Origin of the sequence: Streptomyces fagopyri, from assembly GCF_009498275.1 — a bacterium.
Lineage (GTDB): Bacteria > Actinomycetota > Actinomycetes > Streptomycetales > Streptomycetaceae > Streptomyces > Streptomyces fagopyri.
This window is the reverse complement of the sequence record NZ_CP045643.1, coordinates 3,255,280-3,274,142: the sequence shown is the minus strand read 5'-3', so window position 1 is coordinate 3,274,142 and position 18,863 is coordinate 3,255,280. Positions and strand designations below refer to the sequence as shown.

18 protein-coding genes are annotated in these 18,863 nt (G+C 70.9%); 11 read left to right on the top strand and 7 right to left on the bottom strand.

Translation table 11 applies throughout. From position 1 onward, the window contains the following. Positions 1–11 precede the first annotated feature (11 nt). From GFH48_RS13865 to GFH48_RS13850, 4 genes are all read left to right on the top strand, one after another. Complete coding sequence (locus tag GFH48_RS13865; protein ID WP_153288575.1) at positions 12–929, top strand: F0F1 ATP synthase subunit gamma; 918 nt, start codon at positions 12–14, stop codon at positions 927–929. Then, positions 929–2,365, top strand: a complete 1,437-nt coding sequence (gene atpD / locus GFH48_RS13860) for a F0F1 ATP synthase subunit beta (protein WP_153288574.1) — start codon at positions 929–931, stop codon at positions 2,363–2,365. The genes GFH48_RS13865 and atpD overlap by 1 nt, the downstream gene beginning before the upstream one ends. 130 nt (positions 2,366–2,495) lie before the next feature. Beyond that, entirely contained in the window at positions 2,496–2,870 is a 375-nt protein-coding gene (locus GFH48_RS13855) for a F0F1 ATP synthase subunit epsilon (protein WP_148010486.1), read from the top strand. 161 nt (positions 2,871–3,031) lie between these two features. After that, positions 3,032–3,478, top strand: coding sequence for a DUF2550 domain-containing protein (locus tag GFH48_RS13850; protein WP_153288573.1), 447 nt, complete (start codon positions 3,032–3,034; stop codon positions 3,476–3,478). Between the two features lie 84 nt (positions 3,479–3,562). Here GFH48_RS13850 and GFH48_RS13845 read toward each other — a convergent pair whose 3' ends face one another. Further along, positions 3,563–5,401, bottom strand: coding sequence for a glycosyl hydrolase family 18 protein (locus tag GFH48_RS13845; protein ID WP_153288572.1), 1,839 nt, complete (start codon positions 5,399–5,401; stop codon positions 3,563–3,565). 374 nt (positions 5,402–5,775) lie between these two features. Next, positions 5,776–6,348, bottom strand: coding sequence for a cob(I)yrinic acid a,c-diamide adenosyltransferase (locus tag GFH48_RS13840; protein WP_153288571.1), 573 nt, complete (start codon positions 6,346–6,348; stop codon positions 5,776–5,778). A gap of 93 nt (positions 6,349–6,441) precedes the next feature. On the opposite strand from GFH48_RS13840, the gene GFH48_RS13835 reads away from it, so the two are divergent. The 4 genes from GFH48_RS13835 to GFH48_RS13820 all read left to right on the top strand — a co-directional run bounded on the left by GFH48_RS13835 (position 6,442) and on the right by GFH48_RS13820 (position 11,039). Further along, entirely contained in the window at positions 6,442–6,750 is a 309-nt protein-coding gene (locus GFH48_RS13835; protein WP_153288570.1) for a hypothetical protein, read from the top strand. A 125-nt stretch (positions 6,751–6,875) separates the two neighbouring features. Beyond that, entirely contained in the window at positions 6,876–7,724 is an 849-nt protein-coding gene (locus GFH48_RS13830; RefSeq protein ID WP_153288569.1) for a 3-hydroxyacyl-CoA dehydrogenase family protein, read from the top strand. 153 nt (positions 7,725–7,877) lie between these two features. Then, positions 7,878–8,201 carry an STAS domain-containing protein gene (locus tag GFH48_RS13825; RefSeq protein ID WP_153288568.1) on the top strand — a complete coding sequence of 108 codons (324 nt, stop codon included), beginning with the start codon at positions 7,878–7,880 and terminating at the stop codon, positions 8,199–8,201. A 291-nt stretch (positions 8,202–8,492) separates the two neighbouring features. Then, the gene (locus GFH48_RS13820) at positions 8,493–11,039 is read left to right on the top strand and encodes an ATP-binding protein (protein WP_153288567.1); all 2,547 of its coding nucleotides are present in this window, start codon (positions 8,493–8,495) and stop codon (positions 11,037–11,039) included. Positions 11,040–11,140: 101 nt separating this feature from the next. Here GFH48_RS13820 and nucS read toward each other — a convergent pair whose 3' ends face one another. Further along, complete coding sequence (gene nucS / locus GFH48_RS13815; protein WP_194280581.1) at positions 11,141–11,812, bottom strand: endonuclease NucS; 672 nt, start codon at positions 11,810–11,812, stop codon at positions 11,141–11,143. Positions 11,813–12,055: 243 nt separating this feature from the next. On the opposite strand from nucS, the gene GFH48_RS13810 reads away from it, so the two are divergent. After that, a complete protein-coding gene (locus GFH48_RS13810; protein ID WP_101400700.1) occupies positions 12,056–12,448 on the top strand; it encodes an SCO5389 family protein in 393 nt (130 codons plus the stop codon). Between the two features lie 81 nt (positions 12,449–12,529). On the opposite strand, the gene GFH48_RS13805 is transcribed toward GFH48_RS13810, so the two are convergent. Continuing rightward, positions 12,530–13,558 carry an LLM class flavin-dependent oxidoreductase gene (locus GFH48_RS13805; RefSeq protein WP_153288565.1) on the bottom strand — a complete coding sequence of 343 codons (1,029 nt, stop codon included), beginning with the start codon at positions 13,556–13,558 and terminating at the stop codon, positions 12,530–12,532. A 221-nt stretch (positions 13,559–13,779) separates the two neighbouring features. On the opposite strand from GFH48_RS13805, the gene GFH48_RS13800 reads away from it, so the two are divergent. Further along, positions 13,780–14,112 (top strand): ATP/GTP-binding protein, encoded by a 333-nt coding sequence (locus GFH48_RS13800; protein ID WP_153288564.1) that lies wholly within the window; start codon positions 13,780–13,782, stop codon positions 14,110–14,112. A 24-nt stretch (positions 14,113–14,136) separates the two neighbouring features. Here the strand turns inward: GFH48_RS13800 and GFH48_RS13795 are convergent, their stop codons facing one another. The 3 genes from GFH48_RS13795 to GFH48_RS13785 form a co-directional block, all read right to left on the bottom strand. Further along, a complete protein-coding gene (locus GFH48_RS13795) occupies positions 14,137–14,982 on the bottom strand; it encodes an ABC transporter permease (protein ID WP_403247419.1) in 846 nt (281 codons plus the stop codon). Then, positions 14,979–16,235, bottom strand: coding sequence for an ABC transporter ATP-binding protein (locus tag GFH48_RS13790; protein WP_153288563.1), 1,257 nt, complete (start codon positions 16,233–16,235; stop codon positions 14,979–14,981). The genes GFH48_RS13795 and GFH48_RS13790 overlap by 4 nt, the downstream gene beginning before the upstream one ends. 250 nt (positions 16,236–16,485) lie before the next feature. Then, positions 16,486–17,376, bottom strand: a complete 891-nt coding sequence (locus GFH48_RS13785) for a hypothetical protein (RefSeq protein ID WP_228120560.1) — start codon at positions 17,374–17,376, stop codon at positions 16,486–16,488. A 120-nt stretch (positions 17,377–17,496) separates the two neighbouring features. On the opposite strand from GFH48_RS13785, the gene GFH48_RS13780 reads away from it, so the two are divergent. Next, positions 17,497–18,558, top strand: coding sequence for a hypothetical protein (locus GFH48_RS13780; RefSeq protein ID WP_153288562.1), 1,062 nt, complete (start codon positions 17,497–17,499; stop codon positions 18,556–18,558). Positions 18,559–18,863: the final 305 nt, after the last annotated feature.

Genomic DNA, 18,863 nt, shown 5'->3' with positions numbered 1-18,863 from the left:
GGACCTGACTCATGGGAGCCCAGCTCCGGGTCTACAAGCGTCGCATCCGATCCGTCACCGCGACCAAGAAGATCACCAAGGCGATGGAGATGATCGCCGCCTCGCGTGTCGTCAAGGCGCAGCGCAAGGTGGCGGCCTCCGCGCCGTACGCGACCGAGCTCACCCGCGCGGTCACGGCGGTCGGTACCGGTTCGAACACCAAGCACCCGCTGACCACCGAGGCGGAGACGGCGACCCGTTCCGCGGTGCTGCTCCTCACGAGCGACCGCGGGCTGGCCGGCGCCTTCAACTCCAACGCCATCAAGGCGGCGGAGCTGCTGACCGCCCGTCTCGCGGCCGAGGGCAAGGAGGTCGACACGTACATCGTCGGCCGCCGCGGTCTGGCCCACTACCACTTCCGCGAGCGCACGGTCGTGGAGTCGTGGTCGGGCTTCACCGACGAGCCCACCTACGCGGACGCGAAGAAGGTCGCGGGTCCGCTCATCGAGGCCATCGAGAAGGAGACGGCGGACGGCGGCGTGGATGAACTCCACATCGTCTACACCGAGTTCGTCTCGATGATGACGCAGTCGGCCATCGACGGCCGACTGCTGCCGCTCCGCCTCGAAGAGGTTGCGGAGGAGACGTCCAGCACGGGCGAGATCCTTCCGCTGTACGAGTTCGAGCCATCGGCGGAGGACGTCCTCGACGCCCTGCTGCCGCGCTACGTCGAGAGCCGTATCTACAACGCGCTGCTCCAGTCGGCTGCCTCCAAGCACGCCGCCACGCGCCGCGCGATGAAGTCGGCGACCGACAACGCGGGAGACTTGATCACCACGCTCTCCCGCCTTGCCAATGCGGCCCGCCAGGCCGAAATCACCCAGGAAATCAGCGAGATCGTCGGTGGCTCCGCAGCCCTTGCCGACGCGACCGCGGGGAGTGACAAGTAATGACGACGACTTCTGAGACGGCCGTTGCCACGGGCCGCGTCGCCCGGGTCATCGGCCCGGTCGTCGACGTGGAGTTCCCCGTCGACGCGATGCCGGACATCTACAACGCCCTTCACGTCGAGGTGGCCGACCCGGCCAACGCCGGCGAGAAGAAGACGCTGACCCTGGAGGTCGCCCAGCACCTGGGTGACGGCCTGGTCCGCACGATCTCCATGCAGCCCACCGACGGTCTGGTCCGCCAGGCCGCGGTCACCGACAGCGGTACCGGCATCACGGTCCCGGTCGGCGACTTCACCAAGGGCAAGGTGTTCAACACCCTCGGTGAGGTGCTGAACAGCGACGAGAAGTACACGGGCGAGCGCTGGTCCATCCACCGCAAGGCCCCGCGCTTCGACGAGCTCGAGTCGAAGACCGAGATGTTCGAGACCGGCGTCAAGGTCATCGACCTTCTCACCCCGTACGTCAAGGGTGGAAAGATCGGTCTGTTCGGTGGAGCCGGTGTCGGCAAGACGGTGCTCATCCAGGAGATGATCTACCGCGTCGCCAACAACCACGACGGTGTCTCCGTGTTCGCCGGTGTCGGCGAGCGCACCCGTGAGGGCAACGACCTCATCGAGGAGATGTCGGACTCGGGCGTCATCGACAAGACCGCCCTTGTCTTCGGCCAGATGGACGAGCCCCCGGGCACCCGTCTGCGCGTGGCCCTCGCGGGTCTGACCATGGCGGAGTACTTCCGCGATGTGCAGAAGCAGGACGTGCTGTTCTTCATCGACAACATCTTCCGCTTCACGCAGGCCGGTTCCGAGGTCTCGACCCTGCTCGGCCGTATGCCCTCCGCGGTGGGCTACCAGCCGAACCTGGCCGACGAGATGGGTCTCCTCCAGGAGCGCATCACCTCGACCCGTGGTCACTCGATCACCTCGATGCAGGCGATCTACGTCCCCGCGGACGACCTGACCGACCCGGCCCCGGCCACCACGTTCGCCCACCTCGACGCGACGACGGTTCTCTCCCGTCCGATCTCCGAGAAGGGCATCTACCCGGCCGTGGACCCGCTGGACTCCACGTCCCGCATCCTGGACCCCCGCTACATCGCGGCGGACCACTACGCGACCGCGATGCGCGTCAAGTCGGTTCTTCAGAAGTACAAGGACCTTCAGGACATCATCGCGATCCTCGGTATCGACGAGCTGGGCGAGGAGGACAAGCTCACCGTCCACCGTGCCCGTCGCGTGGAGCGCTTCCTGTCCCAGAACACCCACGTCGCCAAGCAGTTCACCGGCGTCGACGGGTCGGACGTCCCGCTGGACGAGTCGATCGTGGCCTTCAACGCGATCATCGACGGCGAGTACGACCACTTCCCGGAGCAGGCGTTCTTCCTGTGCGGTGGCATCGAGGACCTCAAGGCCAACGCCAAGGAGCTCGGCGTCTCCTGAACCTCGTGTTCGTGAGTGAGGGGGGCGGGGCCGCACCTCGCGGGGTGCGTCCCGTCCCTCTCCGTACGCCCATTAGACTTTGACCCAACACCCGGCGGCAACGGCCGGGTGGTGACCCGAGGAGCCCACCTTGGCTGCTGAGCTGCATGTCGAGCTCGTCGCCGCGGACCGCAGTGTCTGGTCCGGCGAGGCCACCCTGGTCGTCGCGCGTACCACGTCCGGCGACATCGGCGTCATGCCCGGTCACCAGCCGCTTCTCGGTGTGCTGGAGTCGGGCCCGGTGACCATCCGTACGAGTGAGGGTGGAACGGTCGTCGCCGCGGTGCACGGCGGTTTCATCTCGTTCGCGGACAACAAGCTGTCGCTGCTGGCCGAGATCGCCGAGCTGTCGGACGAGATCGACGTCCAGCGCGTGGAGCGGGAGCTCGAGCGCGCCAAGGCGGAGGGCGATGCCTCCGCCGAGCGCCGGGCAGATGTCCGACTCCGGGCGGTGTCGGCGCGCTGACCTGGGGGTACCTCCCGGACCCGTAGGGTACTGGGGGAGTGTCGTGTGATGCTTTGCCTCAGCCGCGGCTGGGACCGGATGATTCCGGCCCCAGCCGCGGCTGAGGCGAATGCGGAGGTTTTTTCTTTTCCGTTACCTAGGAGACGAGGAGGTCGGTGTCGATGGTCCTCGCTCTGACTGTGTGCGGATTGGTAGTGGCTCTCGTGGTGGTGGGGCTGTTCGTCTTCGGCCTCCGCCGCCGGCTCATCCAGCGTTCCGGCGGCACGTTCGACTGCAGCCTGCGCTGGGACGTACCCGAGAAGAGCGACACCAGCGGCAAGGGCTGGGGCTACGGTGTCGCCCGCTACAACGGTGACCGCATCGAGTGGTACCGGGTCTTCTCGTACTCCCCCCGACCGCGCCGGGTGCTGGAGCGTTCGGCGATCGAGGTGGCCGGCCGGCGTGCCCCGGACGGCGAGGAGGAGCTCGCGCTGCTCTCCGACGCGATCATCCTGGCCTGTGTCCACCGGGGTACGCGGCTGGAGCTGGCGATGAGCGAGGACGCGCTGACCGGTTTCCTCGCGTGGCTGGAAGCGGCCCCACCCGGTCAGCGAGTGAACGTGGCCTGAAAGGCCGCGCGCACTCGCTGGAGGGTGAGCTCCCCCGGACGGGTCCGGGGGAGCTTCTTCGTGGTCCGAGTCCTGGCCGAGGGGCTAGGACAGTCCGCCGCTGAGGGCGCTCACCAGTTCACCGTTGCTGGTGTCACCGCTGAACTCCCAGAAGAACGCGCCGCCGAGGCCCTGGCTCTTGGCCCACGACATCTTCGTCCCGATCGTGGCCGGGGTGTCGTACGACCACCAGTTGTTGCCGCAGAAGGCGTACGCCGTGCCGGCGACGGTGCCGGTGGAGGGGCAGGACGTCTTGAGGACCTTGTAGTCCTCGATGCCCTGCTCGTACGTTCCGGCCGCGGGACCGGTCGCCGTGCCGCCCGGCGCGGACTGGGTGACACCGGTCCAGCCGCGGCCGTAGAAGCCGATACCGACGAGCAGCTTGCTCGCGGGCACGCCCTTCGCCTTGAACTTGGCGATCGCGTCGGCCGTGGTGAAGCCGGGCGTGGGAATGCCGCTGTACGAGGTGAGCGGGGAGTGCGGGGCGGTCGGGCCCTGTGCGTTGAACGCGCCGAAGAAGTCGTACGACATCACGTTGTACCAGTCGACGTAACTCGAGGCGCCCGCGTAGTCGGCGGCGTCGATCTTGCCGCCGGAGGTGCCGTCGGCCGTGGTGGCCGCGGTGACCAGGTTGCCCGTGCCGAACTTGGCGCGCAGGGCCTGCATCAGGTTCTTGTACGCCGCGGCGCCGCTGGTGTCACAGGACAGACCGCAGGCGTTCGGGTACTCCCAGTCGATGTCGATGCCGTCGAAGACGTCGGCCCAGCGCGGGTCCTCCACGAGGTTGTAGCAGGACTGCGCGAAGGCGGCCGGGTTGGCGGCGGCCTGCGCGAAGCCGCCGGACCAGGTCCAGCCGCCGAAGGACCAGAGGATCTTGATGTTCGGGTACTTGGCCTTCAGCTCGCGCAGCTGGTTGAAGTTGCCGCGCAGCGGCTGGTCCCAGGTGTCGGCGACGCCGCTGACCGACTGGTCGGCGGTGAATGCCTTGTCGTAGTCGGCGTAGGAGTCGCCGATCGCGCACTGGCCGTTGGTGACGTTGCCGAAGGCGTAGTTGATGTGCGTGATCTTGGCGGCCGAGCCCGACGTCACCAGGTTCTTGACGTTGTAGTTGCGGCCGTAGATGCCCCACTCGGTGAAGTAGCCGAGCTTGACGGCCTTGCCGGTGGGCGGCGGGGTGGTGGTGCCGCCGGTGGTGTGCACCGAGACCGCGCCGCTGACCGGACCGGTCTGGTCGGCCGTGTCACGGGCCTGGACGGTGTACGAGTAGTCCGTGCCGGCGGTCAGGCCGGTGTCCGTGTAGGTCGTACCGGTGACGGTGGCGACCTTGGCGCCGCCGCGCAGGACGTCGTAGTTCTTGACGCCCTTGTCGTCGGTGGCCGCGCTCCAGGAGAGCTTCACCGACGTGTCGGTGAGGGAGGAGGTGGTCGGAGTGCCGGGCGTGGAGGGCGGGTTGTCGCCGGGGACGGTGGTTCCGCCGTCACAACTGCCGCCGTTCAGCGTGCAGTTGGAGGGGGAGCCGGAGCCTGCGCCGTTGAAGCCGAAGGAGACGGAGGCGCCTGCGGCGAGCGTGCCGTTGTAGGACTTGTTCTTGGCGGTCCAGTGGGTGCCGGAGTTGGTGACGTCCGCGTCCCAGGCGGAGGTGACCGACGTGCCGGAGGGGAAGTCCCACTGGATCGTCCAGGAGCTGATGGCGGTGGTGCCGGTGTTCTTGACGGTCCACTGGCCGCCGAAGCCCGTACCCCAGTCCTGGGTCTTGGTGTAGGTGGCGGTGGCGGAGGTGGCCGCATGGGCGGGGCTCGCGAGGCCGACGAGGGCGGCGAGGGGGAGGAGCAGGGTGGTGAGACCTGCCACGGTTTTCTGTCGGGCTCTGTGCCGGAAGCGCATGATGCCTCTCCTCGGGGGTGTCGTGGGCATGACTGAGCGCAGTGCGGTGAGAATAGAAAGGTCTGGACCATAGGTCAATAGGTCTGGACCAGTGAACGCAGTGCTGCTCGGAAGTCCCAACTCCCCTGCCAGGTCGGCCGCTTGGGCTCTGCCGTGCGCGCGGGAATCGGCGGTGTCCGGCTGACGTGGGCCTTCACCGTGAGCTCCGCCGTTTCCGGGGCGTGCCCGGCCCGTCCCCGCTGCCCCCGGCCGATCGTGGCCGATCCCGGACGGTCCCCGGCCGGCTTCCGCGCGGGTGTGGCGGCGGACCCGTCGGTCGGTCGCGGGGCCCGGCGGTCAGCCGCCGGGCCCGCCCTGTCCCGCGTCGGGGTGGGTCAGCGCTCCCCGCCGGGTACCCACAGGACGTCGCCGGTCGCCTTGTTCGCGGTGCGCGCCAGGATGAAGAGCAGGTCGGAGAGGCGGTTGAGGTAGGTGGCGGTCAGCGGGTTCATGAGGTCGCCGTGCGCCTCCAGGGCGGCCCATGTGGAGCGTTCGGCCCGCCGCACCACCGTGCACGCCTGGTGCAGCAGCGCCGCACCGGGCGTGCCGCCGGGCAGGATGAAGGAGCGGAGCTTCTCCAGTTCGTCGTTGAAGCGGTCGCAGTCCGCCTCCAGCCGGTCGATGTAGAACTGCTCGACGCGCAGGGGCGGGTACGCGGGGTTCTCGGCCACGGGGGTCGACAGATCGGCCCCCACGTCGAACAGGTCGTTCTGCACCCGGGTGAGGACGGTGACGACGTCCTCGTCCAGCCCGCCCAGCGCGATCGCCGTACCGAGCACCGCGTTCGCCTCGTTGGCGTCCGCGTACGCCGAGATCCGCAGATCCGTCTTGGAGACCCGGCTCATGTCCCCGAGGGCGGTGCTGCCCTGGTCGCCGGTCCTGGTGTAGATGCGCGTCAGATTGACCATGGGGTCAGCGTAGTTACGCCCCGGCCTCGCGGAGCGCACGTGTGCCCACCGTCACGGCGGGCGCCGCCGGGCCGAGGGCGGTCGGGACGCCGCATGGCCGGTGGCCGGTGGCCGGTGGCCGGTGGGGTGGTCGGCGGTGGGGTGACGGGGCGTTGCGCGGTCGGCGGTGGGGTGACGGGCGGTGGCGCGGGCGTCCGCCCGTCCGTCCGTGGCGCGTCCACCGGACGGCGCGGTGGTGCGGCGGGAGGGCTCCGCCGGATCGTCACGGCGCTCGTCGGGCGGGAGGCGGGGGCCGGTCGCAATCCGGACGAAGTGTCACAGCGGGCGGCCGTCCTCCTCGGCGGGACACAGGACCTGTTGGGCGCCGAGGCGCTCAACTGCGGGGTGCGCGACGCGGGGTGAGCCATCCGGTGTGATGTCCGTCAGATGAGACGTGACGCGCATTACTTACCGGTCACACGGGCCCTCACGAGCGCTAGTGTCCGCCGGAGAGGCAGACCTATACAGCGCGTCAGGGGAGTCGCACAGTGGCACGGAAGCTCGCCGTCATCGGAGCCGGCCTGATGGGGTCCGGCATCGCCCAGGTGTCCGCGCAGGCGGGCTGGGACGTCGTTCTGCGCGACGTCACCGACGAGGCGCTGAAGCGTGGCACGGACGGGATCAAGGCCTCCTACGACCGGTTCGTGAGCAAGGGGAAGCTGGAGGCGCACGACGCCGACGCCGCGCTCGCCCGGATCACCGCGACCACCGACCTCGACGCCGCCGCGGACGCGGACGTCGTGGTCGAGGCGGTGTTCGAGAAGCTCGAGGTCAAGCACGAGATCTTCCGGGCCCTCGACAAGATCGTCCGTCCCGACGCCGTCCTTGCCTCGAACACCTCCGCTATCCCGATCACCAAGATCGCGGCGGCCACCGAACACCCGGAGCGGGTCGTCGGTGTCCACTTCTTCTCGCCGGTGCCGATGATGCAGCTGTGCGAACTGGTGCGCGGTTACAAGACGAGTGACGAAACCCTCGCCACCGCGAAGGAGTTCGCCGAGTCCGTCGGCAAGACCTGCATCGTCGTCAACCGTGACGTGGCCGGCTTCGTGACGACCCGCCTCATCTCGGCTCTCGTCGTCGAGGCCACCAAGCTCTACGAGTCCGGCGTGGCGAGCGCCGAGGACATCGACCTCGCCTGCAAGCTGGGCTTCGGGCACGCCATGGGCCCGCTCGCCACGGCCGACCTGACCGGCGTCGACATCCTTCTGCACGCCACCGGCAACATCTACACCGAGACCCAGGACGAGAAGTTCGCCCCGCCGGAGCTGATGCGCCGGATGGTTGACGCCGGTGACATCGGGCGCAAGAGCGGGCAGGGCTTCTACAAGCACTGAAACCGCGTGGACCTCTGGAGCATCACCCCATGAGGTGAATTCGGTATCGGTTCGCTTACAGACGGCAACCTCTGAGCCCTCAGGGCAGTCAGACGGTGCACACGGAAGACGCAGGCTGACGCAGCGTACGAGACGCACTCCAGGGGAGCGCATATGTACATCAGGGGCGACCACGCCGAGGTGGTCGTCGGGGGCCGCCTCGACGTACGCAGCGCGGCGGACGCCCGTACGGTCCTGCACTCGGCCGTCGACGACGGAACCGGCGACCTGGTGCTCGACCTGTCCGAGCTGGACTCCTGGGACGCCACCGGGCTCGGTGTCATCATGGGGGCCCACCGACGGGCCGGGCGGTGCGGCCGCCGGCTCGTGCTGCGCGGCGTGCCACCGCAGATGCAGCGTCTGCTGGTGGCCACCCGGCTGCACCGGATCCTCGCGATCGAGGGCGGCATCGGGGTCGAGTCGCTGCCCCGGGTGTGACCGGTCGCGGTCCCCGCGCGCGGCCGTCCGGGTGCGCCCGCCGGCGTACGCGCCCTGAGCGAGGTACCACCTGAGCGGCGTACGAAACGTACGACGCGCACAATCCTCATGAAGCTGTGACGTCTCGGGCGGCGCGGTACCCCGGCTGTTCCTAGATACTGTGCGAAGGTTTAGGGTTCGGCTGCCCGCCGCCCGAAACCCTGAGAGCGGGCACCGGACCAGAAGCGACAGCGCGGTGTGCAGCCAGGCCGGGAGGGGCTCGGCACACGACGCTTTTGGGGGGCTTGGAACATGGACCCGAAGAACCACGGATCCGAAGAGTACGTCCATGACGACGACGGTCGGGCGCCTCGCCCGCGCCCGCCACGCGATCCGCTCGCCGCGGACCTGGGGCAGCACACGCCCGCTGTGGTGCGTACCGTTCAGCTGGTCTCGGGCGACCTCCTGCTCACCGTCAATCCCGTCGACGGCAGCGAGATAAAGACCTGCCCGCCGGACGAGCGGCCGCCGCGGCCCGTGAAGTTCACCGCCGCGGAGCGGGCCGAACTGACCCGGGCCTCCCAGCCACCCGTACCGCCGGGACCGGCCCAGCCCCGGCTGCCGCTCCTGGAGCGCCAGGACGAGCGCGAACAGCTGGTCCGCCTGCTGGCGCGCGGGCGCTCCGTACGCCTCACCGGCCCCGCCGGCTCCGGCCGCACCAGCCTCCTCGAGGCCGTCGCCGAGGACTGCGCGGACCTCGCTCCCGACGGCGTCGTCCGTCTCTCCGGCTACCGGCGCGGCGCGAACGACCTCCTGCACGACCTCTTCGCCGCGGTGTACCGCGCGCCCCTGCACCGGCCCGAACGGGACGAGCTGAGCGAACTCGTCCACACGATCGGCGCGGTCGTCGTCCTCGACGACGCGGAGATCGGCGGCGCCGCGCTGGACGAGCTCCTCGACGCCACACCCGAGTGCGCCTTCCTCGTCGCCGCGACCCCCGACGTCCCCGGTCCGTCCGCCGACTCCCTCCTCGAAGAGGTGCACCTCGGCGGCCTCGGGCGCGCGGGCGGCCTCGAACTGCTGGAGCGGGCTGTCGGCCGCCCGCTCACCGAGGAGGAGTCGAACTGGGCGGGTGACCTCTGGTTCGAGTCCGAGGGACTCCCGCTGCGCTTCGTACAGGCCGGCGCGCTGCTTCGGCAGCGCGACCAGCTGAGCGCCGACCCGAGCGCCTTCGACGCCTACGGCTATCTCGAGGACACCCCGGCGGACGCGTCCCCGGACGACGACGAGAGCACCGCGATACCGCTGCCCTCGCTCGCCGAGGGCGCCGCACCCGCCTCACTCCTCGCGTCCCGGCTCAGCGAGTCGGCCCGCGCCACCCTGCGGTTCGCCGTCGCCCTGGGCGGCGAGGTGCCGCACCAGGCGCATCTGCCCGCCCTCATGGGTGACACCCACGCCGACGCCGCGCTCGCCGAACTGGCGAGCTGCTCGCTGGTCTCCCCGGTCGGCCCCCGCTACCGGCTCGCGGCCGGTGTGCAGGCCCAGCTGGAGACCGCCGGATACGCCGACGACATCGAGGAGCAGGCCCGCGCCGCGGCCCAGCACTACACCTGGTGGGCCGGACACCCCTCGGTCAGCGCGGAGCGGGTCTGCGCCGAGGGCGACGCCGTGCTCGCCGCGCTCGGGGTGCTGGTCCCGCTGGGCACCGCCCCGGCCGACGAGCAGGACGAGGACCCCGCCGTGCTGCTGGCGCGCACGGCCGCGCCCGCGTTCGCCGCCGGGCTGCACTGGAGCGCCTGGGAGCGGGCCCTGCGGGCCGGTGCCGAGGCCTCCCAGCTCGCCGGAGAGGTCGGTGAACAGGCCTACTTCCACCACGAGTTGGGCATCCTCGCGCTCTGCGGCGACCAGTTGGACCGGGCCCGCGTCGAACTGGAGGCCTCCATCGGGCTGCGCGGCGCGCTCGCCGACAAACGCGGCACCGTGGCGGGCCGCCGCGCCCTCGCGCTGGTCGCCGACCGCTCCGGCGAGGCACTGCCCGCCGGCGGTGGGACGGCCGGCGAGGAGGTGTCCGAGGCGCGGCACGAGGAGTCGGCTTCGCCGCCCGGTGGCGTACCCGCGGCGTTCCCCGCGGTGGCGCTGTCCGATCCGTACGGCGAGACCTCGACGCTGATCACCCATCGGTCGCGGCCGGGCGCGGACAAGCACGCGGGGGTCGCCGGGCGTCTGGTGAGCGGGACCCGGCGCAATCTGGTGGCCGCGGGCGCGGGAGCGCTCCTGGTGGCCGTGCTGGGCACCGTGGTGACGCTCGGCGCGACCTCGAACAACAACAGTGAGACCCCGTCCGAGAAGGTCGGCGTCAACCCCTCGGCGAGCCAGGGCTCCGACGACAGCAGCCTCGACGCGGACAAGCCGAAGAAGGGCGGGAGCGACGGCGAGAGCCCCTCGGGTGCGGTGAGCACGCCGACCGATCCCGGCCCCGACGGTACGTACGGGACGTCGGACGACCCGACGCCACCGGCCGGCGGGAAGCCGTCGGACGACCCGACCGGAACGCACGGGTCGGGGGCCGGACCGTCGAAGTCGCCGTCGAAGTCGCCGTCCAGGTCGCCTTCGAAGTCGCCCACGACCAAGCCGCCGACGAAGTCGCCGAGCGCTTCCCCGACGAAGTCGGCGTCCCCCTCCGCGTCGCCCTCGGTCAGCACCTCTCCGTCGATGTCGCCGTCCACCTCGGACAGCGCGAGCGGTCCCTCCTCCGGCGCCCCGGTGAGCAGCGCCACCGTCGGCGCCCCGGCGAGCGGTTCCGCGGGTGTGCCGACGGGCGGCGGTGACGCCGGGTCCCCGAGCGGCGGGCTGATCTGAGACCGGGAACAGCGCGGGGCCGGGTCCGTCGGACCCGGCCCCGCGCTGTGCGCTCGTGCGCGTGAGTGGCGGTCGTGCGTCAGAAGTCCCGGCGGCGTGCGTCAGAACAGGCGCAGTTTGTCGTCCTCGATGCCGCGCAGCGCGTTGTAGTCCAGCACCGTGCAGCCGATGCCGCGGTCCGTGGCGAGGACGCGGGCCTGCGGCTTGATCTCCTGGGCGGCGAAGATGCCCCGGACCGGCGCGAGGTGCGGGTCGCGGTTGAGGAGTTCGAGGTAGCGGGTGAGCTGCTCCACGCCGTCGATCTCACCGCGTCGCTTGATCTCGATGGCGACCGTCCCGCCCTCCGCGTCGCGGCACAGGATGTCGACGGGACCGATGGCCGTCATGTACTCGCGGCGGATGAGCGTGTAGCCCTCGCCGAGCGTGTCGATGCGGTCCGCGAGGAGCTCCTGGAGGTGCGCTTCCACGCCGTCCTTGATCAGGCCCGGATCCACACCGAGTTCGTGCGAGGAGTCGTGCAGGATCTCCTCCATCGTGATGATGAGTTTCTCGCCCGCCTTGTTGATGACGGTCCAGACACCCTCCTCCTCGCCCGCGCCCTCCTTCAGGGTGCACGGCGGCGACATCCAGTTGAGGGGCTTGTAGGCGCGGTCGTCCGCGTGGATCGAGACGCTCCCGTCCGCCTTCACCAGGATGAGGCGTGGGGCCGAAGGGAGATGGGCGGTGAGCCGGCCCGCGTAGTCGACGGAGCAGCGGGCAATGACGAGACGCATGGTCGGCAACGCTACTCGACGGGCACAGGTCGACGCGATTCGCCCTGGAAGACGCCCGTTCGGTCGTGGCTGATTGTGTGCCTAGTGGGAGTTCACTATGTGCGCATTCTCCTGGTGCCGTCACGGTCCGTTGCTTACCGTATAAACGGGAGGTCGCGATGCGTGTACTCAGCGTGTTGGAGATCGCGAGTTCCCTCATCTGTCCGGCAACCCCCGCGCTCTGGGGGTGCGAGAGGAGAACCCATGTCGCTCGACGTCTCACCGGCCCTACTCGAAAAGGCCGAGCGAGGCGAGGTCGACGAAGCTGAATTCGTCGACTGCGTCCGGACCTCCCTGCCCTACGCATGGGAGATGATCAGCTCCCTGGTGGCCCAGCTGAAGGTGGACGGCGGCAACTTCGCCGACAACCAGACGCCTCCGCCGGACGAGCAGGCACGTGGCCAGCTGCTGCGTGCGCTCGCGAGTGACGCGATACGCGGCGCGCTGCAGCGGCACTTCGGTGTGCGGCTGGCTTTCCAGAACTGCCACCGGGTGGCGGTGTTCCCACTGGACGCCTCAGTGGACGACACACTGGCACGCTTCACCTCGGTGCGCAGTCAGTTGCTGAACCAGTCGCCGGAGTTCCGCGACTGCTGACGCCTTGATGCCGCACTGCTTGCCGCTCCGTACGCGGGAGGTGCATCTGTACCGGGGCGGCAAGCTTCCCGCGTGCGGGGGTCAGCCGAGGTGGGGGAGGACCTCGGCGCCGAGCCTGCGCACGTTCTCCTCCGTCGCCGCCAGATCGCCCGAGCCCTCGACGAGCAGGGCGAAGCGGGAGATGCCGGTCCGCTCCGAGGTCGCGGCGAGCCGGTCGGCGCACAGCCGGGGGGTGCCCACCGGGTGCAGCCCGCAGAGCAGTTCGGTGTACGCGTGCGGGTCCCGCATCGAGCGCGCGCGGCCGTCGACCGTCACATGCGCGTCCAGCCCCTGCTTCAGCCAGCCCGGCATCGCCTTGAGGAGCGTCTCCACGGCGTCGGTGCGGCGGTCCGCGATCTGGCAGACGCCGGCGGACACATGGGCCGCGGCGCGGATCTCGTCCGCGGGCCGCCCCGCCACACGCGCGTACTGCCGCCACAGGGTCACCATTTCGGCCTTCTCCTCGTCACCGATGTGCATGCCGAGGAGCATCGGCAGTCCGCGTTCGGCCGCCAGCCGCACACTCGCCGGTGAGGTGCAGGCGACGACGACCTCGGGACCGGCGGAGCCGCTCAGTGCCTCCGAGGGCCTGGGGACGACGGGGACCTCGCGGAAGGCGAACCGCTCGCCGCGGGCCTCCACGGACGGTTCGCGCAGCCAGCGCACCAGCAGATCGAGTGATTCGGGGAACCCCTTCTCGTACGCCTCCAGGCCCGAGCCGAAGACCTCCAGGTCGACCCAGGGGCCGCCGCGCCCCACGCCCAGCGAGAAACGGCCGCCGGAGGTCACGTGCAGCAGCGCGGCCTGCTCGCCGAGCGCCACCGGGTGGACGGTGGGCAGTACGCTCACGGCGGTGCCGACGCGGATGCGGCTGGTACGGCCGAGCAGCAGGGCGGCGAGGGTCACGGCCGACGGGCACGTCCCGTACGGCACGAAGTGGTGCTCCGCCAGCCACACCGCGTCGAGCCCGGCCGCCTCCGCGACCTCGGCCGTCCGCACCGCCCGGTGCAGCGCCTCTCCCTGGCCCTGTCCGGGGAACTGGGCCGCCAGTACAAAACTTCCAACGTGCATGGTGCTTCCTGCTTCCTCGGCTCCGACGCGGAGCTCCCCCGACCGGCATAACCGTCCGACACGTGCCGAAGACACGGCTTGTCGGAGGGATTTCCGGATTGTCTGCAGAATGCTCCGACGGGAGGGCGATCTGAGCGGGTTGTGAGGTACGCCTACCCCTGCGGGTGCCGCGTAGGCTGGACGAGGTCCCTGCCCCCCTGTACAGCTCCGTGAGGTGTCCTGTGTCCCCGCGTCGCAACCGTTCCAAGGGTTTTGACCCCTCCGGCCGGAGCGCGGAGGACGACCGCTCCGGGCGGTACGGCGGCTGGCAGTCCACGGAGAGCTGGCAGGGCGACGAGTGGAACGTGCGTCATGTGGCGGGCGCCAGCGCGGAGGGCAAGACCTACCGCTGTCCGGGCTGCGACCAGATGATCCCCTCCGGCCTCCCGCACGTGGTGGCCTGGCCGGAGCACTCGGGCGTCGACGAGCGCCGGCACTGGCACAAGGCCTGCTGGAACGCGAAGGACCGCCGCACCACGCGGGTGCAGCGGTCCCGTAACTCGCCCAGGTTCTAGCCCCTGTTGAGGCGCCGGGCGACGTCACACGTCACGGCGCTCCAGCAGGACGAACGCGCCGGCGATCGCCGCCGCCGTCACCCCGGCGAGCAGCCCGAGCTGCGCGCCGCCGGTGCCGTTGTCGCTGTCCAGCGAGAAGATCCTGGCGAGGGCGTTGGGAGCGTTGTACTCCTGCATCTTCTCGCCGATCGTGCGCATGCTCTCGGACATCATCAGGAACGCGGGCATGATCGCGGGAACCAGGACGACGCCGAGCATCGTGGTGATCGCCCCCGCCGAGTGCCGCAGCATCGAACCCACCGCGAGCGCGAGGACGCCGAGCAGCGAGACGTACAGCGCGCCCTTGAGCACCGAGCCGCCCCAGGGGACGTGCGAGGCGCCGCCGTGCATCCCCGAGGTGAACAGGCCGACCAGGCCGATCGCGAAGGCCGAGACGGCGAACGCGACCAGGAAGAAGATGATCAGCTTGGCGGCGAGCACCCGGTGGCGCTGCGGCGAGGCCGTGAAGGTCGTCCGGATCATGCCCGTGCCGTACTCGGACGAGACCACCAGGACGCCGAGCGTGATCAGACAGATCTGACCGAGGATCAGCCCGAAGAAGGCCGGGATCGTGTACGGCACGTCGCCGAAGTCGGTGTCCTGGGTCTGCGCGGCGACCAGGAAGCCGATGCCGATCACCAGGAGCAGGAAGACGCCGAGCGTCCACAGCGTGGAGCGCACCGACCTGATCTTCGTCCACTCGGAGGTGAGCGCGTGCCCGAGGTGGGTGCGGGTGACCGGGATCGGCGAGGTGTACGAGGTACCGGGCGCCCCCTGCCAGTGGGGGGCAGCGGCGGTCGGCTGCGGCATCGGCGGCTGGGGCGTGCTCATCGGGCGTCCTCGGGCTTGGTGAGGTCGGGGGCGGCGGGCGCGGCGGGGGCCGCGGGAGGCTGCGCGGGGGCCTGCGGCGCGGGCTGGGCGTACGGGTTGGCGTCCGCGGCGCCAGGAGCGGGCGCGGCGCCGTACGGGCCCTGGCCGGCCGCCGGGGCGCCCGGAGCGCCGTACGGGCCCGCCTGAGGCGCTCCCGGCGGCATCGCGAAGGGCCGGCCGCCCTGCTGGGGCGGCGGCGGCGCGTACCAGCCCGGCTGACCCTGTCCCGGCACGGGTATCTGCGGCGGCGGCATCGAGCCGGGGGGCAGCTCCTGCTGGAGTCCGGCCCGCTGGTCGATCGTCGAGCGGTAGTCGACGGCGCCCTGCGTCATCCGCATGTACGCCTCCTCCAGCGACGCCTGGTGCGGCGACAGTTCCCACAGGCGTACGTCGGCGGCGTGCGCGAGGTCGCTGATGCGGGGCAGCGGCAGTCCGGTGACCCGGAGGCCGCCGTCCTGCTCGGGGAGCACCTGGCCGCCCGCCTCGGTCAGCGCGGCCGTCAGCTTCTCGCGCTGCTGGGGCTCCGTGTCCGGGGTGCGGACCCGGGCGAAGTCGGCCGAGTTGTGCGAGATGAAGTCCTTGATGTTCTGGTCGGCGAGCAGCTGGCCGCGGCCGATCACGATGAGGTGGTCGGCGGTCAGCGCCATCTCGCTCATCAGGTGCGAGGAGACGAAGACCGTACGGCCCTCCGCCGCGAGCGCCTTCATGAGGTTGCGGACCCAGAGGATGCCCTCGGGGTCGAGGCCGTTGACCGGCTCGTCGAAGAGCAGCACCTGCGGGTCGCCGAGCAGCGCGGCGGCGATGCCGAGCCGCTGGCCCATGCCGAGCGAGAAGCCCTTGGAGCGCTTCCTGGCCACGTCCTGGAGACCGACCACACCGAGCACCTCGTCGACCCGGCGGGCCGGGATGCCCGACAGCTGGGCGAGGCAGAGCAGGTGGTTGCGGGCGTGCCGGCCGCCGTGCACGGCCTTGGCGTCGAGCAGCGCGCCGACCTGGCGGGGCGCGTTCGGCAGCTTGCGGTACGGGAAGCCGCCGATCGTCACCTGGCCCGAGGAGGGGTTGTCGAGGCCGAGGATCATCCGCATCGTCGTCGACTTGCCGGAGCCGTTGGGCCCGAGGAAGCCGGTGACGGCGCCCGGCCGCACCTGGAAGGAAAGGTTGTACACGGCCGTCTTGGCGCCGTAGCGCTTCGTCAGGCCGACTGCCTCGATCATGCTCCGCACCCATCGAAAGGTTCAGGACGTCGGGGCGCACGCCCCCGTAAGGGTTAGGAGGATATCGGGGCGCTGACGGTTCCGCTCAAGAGAAAGTAAAACCGTGCAGGTCACGCGGGGGAGAGGCGCGGGAGGGATCGGCCGGGAGATCCGGTCCCGGCCCAGCCCTTGTCAGGTACCCGTCGTCCCAGGTCAGGCCGGAAAAGGGAACTCCGGAGCCGGCCGCGCCCACCTCGCCCGCGGCGCGTCCTCAGCCCCGGTGCGGCAGCGAGTCGTCCAGCGGGGGCAGGTCGTCGTACAGCCGCAGTTCGGCCGCGTCGTCGGCGTACGGCAGGAAGTCCGTCTGCGGCAGTACCCAGCCCTCCTCGCCGAAGACGAGGGTGCCCCGCTCGCGCAGCGCCCGGTCGGCGCCGGCCTGCCGCACCCAGGCCGCCGGATCCGGTCCGAGCAGTTCACGCAGCCGGGCGGACCCGGCGAGCAGCGCGGCGAGCAGCTCCGCCTGGTCGCCGCCGCCCGGCCGCGGCCGTCCGGTGGCCGGGTCCGCCAGCACCCCGTGCGCGCTGAAGTAGATGTACGCGCCGCCGAGCCGCTCCCCGGACGGCATCGTCATCTCGAACGCGTCGCCGGGCAGTATCGCCCGCCGGTAGTCCGGGAACTCCGTGTCGTCCACGGCCTTCAGCTGCGTCGGGTCCAGCCAGGTGACGACCAGCGTGGTGGACGCGCCCCGGTCGACGTACGGCGTCCCCGCCACGTACCCCGCCGGACTGATGTGCCCCGAGCACCCCACCCCGATGCCGTGCACCCGCACCGGCACCATCGGCACGGTCGCCGGGATGCCGAGCCGGGTGAGCTTGTGGGCGACCTGACCGGGAGAGGCGTTCGAACCGACCGCGATCACCGGGTGGCGGTTCCCGGTGCCGGCCTGGCCGAGGTCGGCCAGCGCCTCGTCGAGCCGCTGCTGCGCCTGACGCTCCTCCACGTACCACTCGCCGAGCCGCAGCGGTCGTACATCGAGCTGGAGCAGCTCGCCGCCGGTCAGCAGGGAGGGCTCGGGGGTGGGCCGGCCCGGATAGGTGAGCGGCTGCTTGGCCGGTACGTCGTCCAGGCCAAGCGCCTGGAGGCTTCGGTCCTTCGTCGTCACGGTGACGCCCTTCGGGGGTGGTCGCGCGATACGGGCACAGCCTTTCACGCGAGATGTACCCGGGGCGGGGCCCGCTCTCGCCCGCCGCGGCAGGGTTGGCCGGAACGGACACCGGGAATCATGCCGTCCCATTCTACGAGTGGGGACGAAGTCGGTTACGGGGGATACGAGTTGAGGCGCACGAGGCAAGGGGCGGACGCCGGGGGAGCGGCCGGGCGGGGGCGGACGCATCCGCGCTTTAGGACGTCCGTTCGCTGGTGGATCGCCGGACGTACCGTCCACGCGCTGCTGCTGATGACGCTCGGCGCGCTGGCCGGGCTCTCCGTCGTCATCGCCGCGGCCTGGACGCTGACCGAGCACTCCGGGCGGTCGATGGCGGAGCGGTTCTCGAACGGGGAGCGGCTGCTCGACCTCAGTCTCGCGGTCCTGCGGGCCAGCGTCGGGACGGACAGTCTGGCGCCCGAACCGGACAGCACCGCGCACCAGCTGCTCGCCACGGTCGCCTCCGTCACGGGCGCCCTGGTGCCCGCGGTGCTGCTGGGCATCGTGCTGATCAAGATGTTCGCGCTGCGGCCGTTCGTCTGGCGGCAGCGGGCCAGCATCTCGCACGCCTGGACCGCCGACTTCCCGGGCTACTCACGGCAGCACGCGAACAGCGAGGACGCGATCATCGCCGTGCGTTTCTACAACCGCTTCGACAACCTGTCCGTCGTGGATCTGCGCGCCCGTGTCCATCTGCGCTATCTGGAGCGCTCCCCGCACGACGGCAGCCTGGTCATCTACAAGCAGTGGCTGAAGGTCCTGGACGCCCAGGGGCAGCCGGCCGACGAGCGGTACTGGCTCGCGGTCGAGCGCGGGGCGCCGTTCACCGTGTGGATACCGGTCCAGGCGCCGGTGGCGGAGCTGCCGTTCCGGCACATCCAGGGCAAGGACCTCACGGGGTCGTTCGGCGTGAAGCTCCTGGTCCGGCTGACGGCGCGGACCGTGGGTCTGGGTACCGAGGTCGCCGACGAGCGCTGGTTCGACCTGGAGGCCGGCGACTTCGAACTCGGCCGCTTCGTGCCGCTCCAGCCCGACCTCGACAAGGACGTCTGGCGCTGGGAGGGCTGGACGGACTTCGACGGGCTGATCCCGGGGCCGCCCCCGCCCGACGACGGCGACGTCGCACACACCGGTCCCTGACCGCGCGTAGGCCTCCCGGCGGGTCGGCGCCGAGAAGCGTAGGCCTCCCGGCGGGTCGGCGCCGAGAAGCGTAGGCCTGTCGTGCGGGTCAGCCCCGCGTGGCGTGCGCCTGTCGTGTGTCCCGCGCTGAGACGCGTACGCCTGTCGTGCCGCCCCGCGTGGCGTGCGCCTGTCGTCCGTCCCGCGTCGAGACGCGTGCGGCTCCGGGTGGGTCAGCCCCGCGTGGCGTGCGCCTGTCGTGTGTCCCGCGCTGAGACGCGTACGCCTGTCGTGCCGCCCCGCGTGGCGTACGCCTGCCGGGCGTT